This is a genomic window from Inquilinus limosus MP06 (genome assembly GCF_000767795.1).
Lineage (GTDB): Bacteria > Pseudomonadota > Alphaproteobacteria > DSM-16000 > Inquilinaceae > Inquilinus > Inquilinus limosus_E.
Genome location: NZ_JANX01000304.1, coordinates 1 through 7,400, shown reverse-complemented (window position 1 = coordinate 7,400; position 7,400 = coordinate 1). Strand labels below are relative to the sequence as shown.

The 7,400-nt window shown below is 68.1% G+C and carries 6 protein-coding genes; all 6 read right to left on the bottom strand.

The features are described 5' to 3' along the window. The coding region (locus tag P409_RS20945; protein ID WP_034843122.1) for an amidohydrolase family protein at positions 1-1,187 on the bottom strand (1,187 nt) is incomplete at its 3' end. A 5-nt stretch (positions 1,188-1,192) separates the two neighbouring features. Then, positions 1,193-2,152 carry an ABC transporter permease gene (locus tag P409_RS20940; protein ID WP_052121062.1) on the bottom strand — a complete coding sequence of 320 codons (960 nt, stop codon included), beginning with the start codon at positions 2,150-2,152 and terminating at the stop codon, positions 1,193-1,195. 19 nt (positions 2,153-2,171) lie between these two features. Beyond that, complete coding sequence (locus tag P409_RS20935) at positions 2,172-3,140, bottom strand: ABC transporter permease (protein WP_034843118.1); 969 nt, start codon at positions 3,138-3,140, stop codon at positions 2,172-2,174. Between the two features lie 52 nt (positions 3,141-3,192). Further along, entirely contained in the window at positions 3,193-4,752 is a 1,560-nt protein-coding gene (locus tag P409_RS20930) for an ABC transporter substrate-binding protein (RefSeq protein WP_034843114.1), read from the bottom strand. A gap of 72 nt (positions 4,753-4,824) precedes the next feature. Then, positions 4,825-6,360, bottom strand: a complete 1,536-nt coding sequence (locus tag P409_RS20925) for an ABC transporter substrate-binding protein (protein ID WP_202964747.1) — start codon at positions 6,358-6,360, stop codon at positions 4,825-4,827. A 240-nt stretch (positions 6,361-6,600) separates the two neighbouring features. Continuing rightward, the gene (locus tag P409_RS20920; RefSeq protein ID WP_034843109.1) at positions 6,601-7,359 is read right to left on the bottom strand and encodes a DeoR/GlpR family DNA-binding transcription regulator; all 759 of its coding nucleotides are present in this window, start codon (positions 7,357-7,359) and stop codon (positions 6,601-6,603) included. Between the last annotated feature and the right edge of the window lie 41 nt (positions 7,360-7,400).

Genomic DNA, 7,400 nt, shown 5'->3' with positions numbered 1-7,400 from the left:
ATGTCCACCACGGCCCGGCCCTGGCGGGCGGTGACCCGGCCGCCTTTGACCACCAGCGGCCGCGGCGCGACGTCGACCACGGCATGGGCCAGGGTCTCGCCGGCCAGCAGCGTCAGGTCCGCCCGGTCGCCCCGGCGCAGGCCGTAGCCTTCGAGCCGCATGACATCCGCGCCGCCCTGCGACACGATGTGCAGCACATGCTCCAGCTCATGGTCCTGGCGCAGCCCGTTCTTCATGCCGACGACCCTGGCGCGGTCCAGCATGTCGGGCTGGCCCCAGGGGCCCCAGGTGTCGCGGATGCCGTCGCAGCCGGCGCCGACCCGCACCCCCGCCTGCTTCAGCCGCATGATCGACGGCACCGTGGCCGACGGCGCACCGGTGGTGAGGATGGCGATGTCGAGCTCGGCGATCCGCTCGATCAGCTGGCCGACGCGGAGATGGTCGTTCATGCCCAGCGCGAAGGCGTGGCTGATCGCCACCTGGCCCTGCATGCCGTTGGCGCGGATGCGCTCGAAGATCAGCTCCATGGTGAAGGCGCCGAGGTCGCCGGCCTCGTGCAGATGGATGTCGATCGGCTTGCGGTGCTTCACCGCCAGCGCGAACAGGGCGTCCAGCTGGCCCTTGGGGTCGCGGTCGATGCCGCAGGGGTCGATGCCGCCCAGCACCTCGCAGCCCTGGGCCAGCGCGGCGTCCAGCAGCTCGACCGTGCCCGGCATCACCATCACGCCGGACTGCGGGAAGGCGACGATCTCGATGTCGATGATGCCGGCCAGTCTCTCGCGCGTCTCCATCACGCCGTCGACCAGCGCCAGGCCGTGGGTCGGGTCGATGTCGACATGGCTGCGGATATGCGTGGCGCCATGCGCCGCCAGGCCGATGGCGTGGCGCATCGACTGGCGGTGCGGGTCGATGCCGATGGCGGTGCGGTTCTCGCGCTCGAAATCGATCCGCTCGCGCAGCACGGCCCGGCGGTTGTTGACATGCCAGGGCATGCCCCAGGTGGTCTTGTCGAGATGGGTGTGGGCGTCGATCAGCCCCGGGATGGCGATCGCGCCGCCGCCCTCCTCCACCGGCATCCCCGGCTCCGGCTCGAACCGCCCGATGCCGGCGATGCGGCCATCGCGGACCAGCAGGTCGCAGGCTTCGGCCGCGTAGGGGCGGATGTTGCGCAGCAGCAGGTCGTTCATCGGTCCTACCTCAGTTTCGGATTGAGCACGTCGCGCAGCCAGTCCCCCAGCAGGTTGACCGTGACGACGAGCAGGCACAGCTGGATCACCGGGAACAGCACGATCCACCATGAGCCCGAGAACAGATACTGGTTGCCGATGCGGATCAGCGTGCCCAGCGACGGCTGGCCCGGCGGCATGCCGATGCCGAGGAAGGACAGGGTCGCCTCGGTCAGGATCGCCATGCCGAAGTTCAGCGTCGCCGCGACCAGGATCGGGGTCAGCGTGTTCGGCAGGATGTGGCGCGCCATGATCCGGCGGGCGGGCACCTTCAGCAGCCGCGCCGCCTGCACGTATTCCTTGCCGCGCTCGACGATGGTCTGGGCCCGCACGGTCCGGGCGTACTGCACCCAGGCCGACAGGGCGATGGCCAGGATCAGCACGGCCGACGCGCCGATCTCGCGCAGGTCGGCCGGCAGCATCTGGCGGACCACGGTCGAGACCAGGATCGCGATCAGGATCGTCGGGATCGACAGGGTGATGTCGCCGAGGCGCATCAGGACGTTGTCGGCGATGCCGCCGAAGAAGCCGGAGACCAGCCCCGCGCTCATCCCGATCACCAGCGAGAGCGCCACCGACGCCACGCCGATGATGATCGAGATGCGGGTGCCGTAGAGGATCGCCGACAGCATGTCCCGGCCCTGCGTATCGGTGCCCAGCAGATAGGGCCATTCGCCGCCCTCCTGCCAGACCGGCGGTAGCTCGGCCTTCCACATGTCGAGCTGGGCGGCGTCATACGGGTTCTGCACCGCGAAGAGCGGGGCCAGCAGCGCGGTCAGCACCAGCACGCCGAGGATCAGCGCCGCGGCCATCGCCGTCGGGCTGGCCGTGAAGGACCACCAGATGTCGCTGTCGCGCAGGCGCCGCCCGAAGCCGCGCGGCACCGGGGCCGCCGCCGGCTCGGGCTTGGTCACATCGGCTGTCATCGGTCCGGCCTCCCCGCGGTCAGCGCGCGTCGCGCAGGCGCGGGTCGATCACCGCATAGGCGATGTCGACCAGCGTGTTCAGCGCGACGAAGATGAAGGAGATGATGCAGAGATAGGCCGCCATCACCGGGATATCGATGAAGGTCACGGCCTGGATGAACAGCATGCCCATGCCAGGCCATTGGAACACCGTCTCGGTGATCAGGGCGAAGGCGATCAGCGACCCGATGTTCATTGCGGTCATGGTCACCACCGGCATCAGGCAGTTGCGCAGCGCGTGGCGGAAATGGATGCGCCAGCGCGGGACGCCGCGGGCCCGCGCGAACTTGACGTAGTCGGAGCGCAGCACCTCCAGCATCTCGGCCCGGACCAGGCGCATGATCAAGGTGATCTGGTACAGCGACAGCGCGACGGCCGGCAGCAGGAGCGCGGCGCGACCCGAGGGAGTCAGCAGGCCGGTGGACCACCAGCCGATGGTCACCACCTCGCCCCGCCCGAAGGCCGGCAGCCAGCCGAGGCTGACCGAGAACACCAGGATCAGCAGGATGCCGACGACGAAGCTGGGCAGCGAGACGCCGACGATCGACACGAACTGAAGCGATTCCGAATACCATCGGCCGCGCCGGATCGCGGTCAGCACCCCGAGCGGAATGCCGGCCACCAGCGAGATCACGGTGGCGACCAGCACCAGCTCTAGCGTCGCCGGGAAGCGGTCGGCGATCAGGCCCAGCACGTCCTGCCCGTTGCGGTAGGAGATGCCGAAATCGCCCTGTGCTGCGTGGGCGACGAAGCGGCCGAACTGGGTGACGATGCCGTCGTTCAGGCCCAGCCGCTCGCGCAGATCGTCCCGGTCGGCCTGGGTCATCTGCTCATTCGCCATCAGTTCGACCGGGTCCCCGGCCAGACGGAAGATCAGGAAGGCCAGCATGGCCACGGCGAGCATGACCATGACGGCGTTGGCGACGCGGCTGAGGATGAAGACCAGCATGTTGGGCCTCGCGATCGTGGCCGGCGCGGGTCACCCGCGCCGGCCCGTGAACCTAGTCGGCGAACCGGGTCAGCCAGTGGCGCGGCTTATTGTCGGCCAGCTGCGCGACGCTCGCGATCTCGTCGCTCATCACCCAGGCCATCGGCTGCTGGTGCAGCGGCAGCATGACGATCTCGGTTTTCGCCATCTCCAGCGCCCTGGTCTGCAGCGCCAAGCGCTTGCCGCGGTCCATCTCGGTCGAGGCCTGCACGATCAGGGTGTCGATCTCGGGATAGCTCCAGCCGCCCCAGTTGAAGACACCGGCCTTGTCGGTCTTGGTCTCGATCATCTGCAGCAGGATGGAATAGCTGTCGAGCATCGGCTCATTGGCCCAGCCGATCAGGTAGACATCCGCCAGCCCGCCGGTGCGCTTCGGCGCCTGGGCCGCTGTCGGCGCGATGTCCAGCTGCGGCTTGAAGCCCGCGCGGCTGAGCATGTTGACGATGCCCTGGCACAGCTCCTCCTCGTTCACATAGGCATCGGTGGTGCACACCAGGGTGAACGGCAGGTCGGTGGCGCCCGCCTCGGCCAGCAGCGCCTTCGCCTTGGCCGGGTCATAGGGGATGACGGCGTCCAGCGCCTCGGTGTAGCCCGGGATCTCCGGCGCGATGATCGCGCCCGCGGTCCGCGACTTGCCGCGCATGATCCGCTTCTGGATCAGGTCCTTGTCCAAAGCATAGGCGAAGGCCTGGCGCACGCGCAGGTCGTTGAACCGGTTGTCGTCGCCATTGGCCAGCTTCGGCTTGCGGTTGAAGCCGATCATCACGGTGCGGAGGTCGGTGCGCTCCATCACCTTCAGCCCGGGCTGCGCCGCGAGGCGCGGCAGGTCCTGGGCCGGCGCGTTCTCGGTGAAGTTGATCTCGCCCGACAGCAGGGCGGCGACGCGCGTGGCCGCCGAGGTGATCGGCGTGAACTCGATGCGGTCGACATTGCCCTGCGGCTTGTCCCACCAGGCCGGGTTGCGGACCAGCACGGTCTTGCTGTCCGGCACCCGGCTCTCCAGCATGTAGGGGCCGGTGCCGTTGGTGTGATAGGTAGCGTAGCCCTCGATCTTGGCGCCGACATCAGTCGGCTTCAGCGAGTTGTTCTCGGCCAGCCAGCCCGCGTCGAAGATGTGGATGTTGGTCAGGTCGTTCAGCAGCAGCGGATACGGCCCGACCAGTTCGATATCGACGGTGTAATCGTCGACCTTCCTGGCGCCCTTGTAGGCCGGCAGGTTGCCGCGCAGCGGCGACACCGGATCGCTGACCCGGGTCAGCGAGGCCAGCACGTCGTCAGCCGTGAAATCCGCGCCGTTGTGGAACTTCACGCCCCGGCGCAGATGGAACCGCCATGCCGTGTCCGACACCGCCTCCCACGACGTCGCCAGGGCCGGCTCGATCTTCAGCTGGGCGTCGTAGCGGACGAGGCCCTCATAGACGTGGTTGAGGAAGGACAGGGTGTAGCTGTCGCCGTAGGAATACGGGTCCAGCGAGTAGATGTCGCGCGAGGCGCCCCATTTCAGCGTCTCGGCCTGGGCTGCGGCGGCCAGGCCCGCTGCGATCAGCCCGGCGAGGGCCAGTGTTCTGAACATGCCGTTCGTCTCCCTGTTTGAGGATCCCGTCCCCTGGCGGGGATCTTTTCGGATCGTGGAAAGGCCACGGGATCAGCCGCCGATCCGGGTCAGCCAGTGGCGCGGCTTGTTGTCGGCTCGGATCACGACGTCCTTGACCCGGTCGGACATCGCCCAGGCCATCGGCTGCTGATGCAGCGGCACCATGATCAGCTCGTTCTTGGCCAGTTTCAGCGCCGCGGTCTCGATCTCCAGGCGCCTGGCCCGGTCGGGCTCGTTCGCGGCCTGGCCGACCATCCGGTCGAGCTCAGGATAGGACCAGCCACCGTAATTGGCGACGCCGGCCGCGCCCTGTCGGGTCGACAGCACCTGCACCAGCAGCGAATAGGCGTCGAGGGTGGGCTCGTTGGCCCAGCCGATCATGTAGACATCCGGCCGCCCGCTGGAGCGCTTCGGCGCCTGCGCGGCCCGCGGCCCGATGTCGAGGCTGGGCTTGAAGCCCGCCCGGCTGAGCATGTTGACGATGCCGGCGCAGACATCCTCCTCATTCACGCTCTCGTCGTTCATGCAGAGATAGGTGAATGCCAGGCCGGTCTGCCCCGCCTCCTCCAGCAGCTTGCGCGACAGCTCCGGGTCGTATATGGCCGGCTCGTCCAGCGCGGCGCTGTAGCCCGGGATCTCCGGCGCCACCAGCGTCCCGGCGGGATGGGCCAAGCCGCGCATCACCTTCTTGTTGATCAGGTTGCGGTCGATCGCATGGTCGAAGGCCTGCCGCACCCGGATGTCGTTAAACGGGTTGGCCCGGCCGTCGGCCAGCGTGTCCCGGCGATTGAAGGCGATCGAGATCGTCCGCAGGTCCGAGCGCTTGTCGACCTTGATGCCGGGGGCGGCCTCCAGCCGCGGCAGGTCCTGGATCGGCGCGGCGTCGACCAGGTCGACCTCGCCCGACAGCAGCGCGGCGACGCGCGTGGCGGCGGAGCCGATCGGCGTGAACTCGATCCGGTCCAGATTGTGCTTCTTCTCGTCCCACCACTGGTCGTTGACAACCAGCACCGTTTTGCTGTCCGGCACCCGGCTCTCCAGCTTGAACGGGCCGGTGCCGTTGGTGTGGTAGGTGGCGTAGCCCTCGACCTTAGCGCCGACATCGGTCGGCTTCTCGCTGTCGTTGTCGGCCAGCCACTGCGCGTCGAACATGAAGATGTTCGTCATGTCGTTCAGGAACAACGGCGACGATGACGACACCGCGATATCGACCGTGTAGTCGTCGACCTTGGTCGCGCCGGCATAGAGCGGGATGTTGCCGCGCAGCGGCGATGCCGGATCGCTGACCCGCTTCATCGACGCGATGACGTCGTCCGCCGTGAAGTCCGCGCCGTTATGGAACTTGACGCCCCGGCGCAGCGTGAACCGCCACACCTTGCCGTCGATCAGGTGCCATTCCGTGGCCAGCGCCGGCACCACCTCGAATTCGGGCGTGTAGCGCACCAGGCCTTCATAGATGTGGTTCAGGAAGGCGAGGTTGGACGTCGACCCGTAGGAATAGGGATCGAGCGAGAAGATGTCCCGCTGCCCGGCCCAACGCAGCGTCTCGGCCTGCGCCGCGCCGGCCAGGATCCCCAGCGAAACCATGCCTGCGAAAAGCCCGCGACCCCAGCGCATCAAGCCTCTCCCCTGCCATCCCTGTCTGATTTTCAGACATCCATAGCGAAGGGTCGAAATCGGTGTCAACGAAATTGTCTACAATCTTGCAGAGAATATAAATCTACCCTGTCGACAACAGAACCATGCCGTTGGGTAACTGGCGGTCGTCGCCCGTAGGCGTGAGGCCCGCCGGCTCGTCGGATCACACGATGGAGGAACGGCCGCTGGCTAGGCCACGATCACCTCGACGCCCGCATCGGCCAGGGCATCGGTCAGGACCTGGTCCGGCGGGCGGTCGACGACGATGCGGTCGATCTCCTCCAGCCGGCACACCTGGAACAGGGCACGGCGGTTGAACTTGGAGCCGTCGGCGATCACGGTGACGTGCTGTGCCTGCGCCACCATCGCCCGTGCGATCCCGGCCTCCTCGATCTGGAAGTCGTAGGCGCCGGCGGCGACGAGGCCGCCGATGGTCAGGACCGCATGGGTGGCGTTGAAGCCGGCGATCTGCGCCGCCGCCAGCGCCCCGACCGTCTCGCCGACATCCGGCTGGTACTCGCCGCCGATGACGAAGACCCGGTTGTCGCCCGGCCCCTGCCCGATGACCTGGGCGATCCGCAGGCAATTGGTGACGACCGTCAGGCCGCTGCGCCGCGCCAGCTCCTCGGCGAAGACCAGGGTCGTCGTCCCGGCATCGACCAGCAGCGACTCGCCGGGGTGAAACAGGGCGGCGGCGGCCCGCGCGATCGCGCGCTTCTCCGCCGGCGCCTCCGACAGGCGAGACGAGAAATCGCCCTCCCCCGCCGGCTCGGGCAGCATCGCGCCGCCATGGAATTTTCGCACCTCGCCGCGATCCGCCAGCTCGTTCAGGTCGCGACGGATCGTCTCCCGCGACGCGGACAGCAGGTCGGCGAGCGCCTCGACCGAGATGCGCTCGCGCTGCCGCAGGATGTCGACGATCCGGCCCTGCCGCAGCTTCGGCTTCATTCCGCCCCCCGCCACCCCAGGCAGCGCCGCTGGGCATCGGC

What these genes read in the sequence shown, in the direction of transcription:
- P409_RS20940 (WP_052121062.1), bottom strand. Translation starts at nt 2,152, where the DNA reads ATGACAGCCGATGTGACCAAGCCCGAGCCGGCGGCGGCCCCGGTGCCG.
- P409_RS20935 (WP_034843118.1), bottom strand. Translation starts at nt 3,140, where the DNA reads ATGCTGGTCTTCATCCTCAGCCGCGTCGCCAACGCCGTCATGGTCATG.
- P409_RS20930 (WP_034843114.1), bottom strand. Translation starts at nt 4,752, where the DNA reads ATGTTCAGAACACTGGCCCTCGCCGGGCTGATCGCAGCGGGCCTGGCC.
- P409_RS20925 (WP_202964747.1), bottom strand. Translation starts at nt 6,360, where the DNA reads ATGGTTTCGCTGGGGATCCTGGCCGGCGCGGCGCAGGCCGAGACGCTG.
- P409_RS20920 (WP_034843109.1), bottom strand. Translation starts at nt 7,359, where the DNA reads ATGAAGCCGAAGCTGCGGCAGGGCCGGATCGTCGACATCCTGCGGCAG.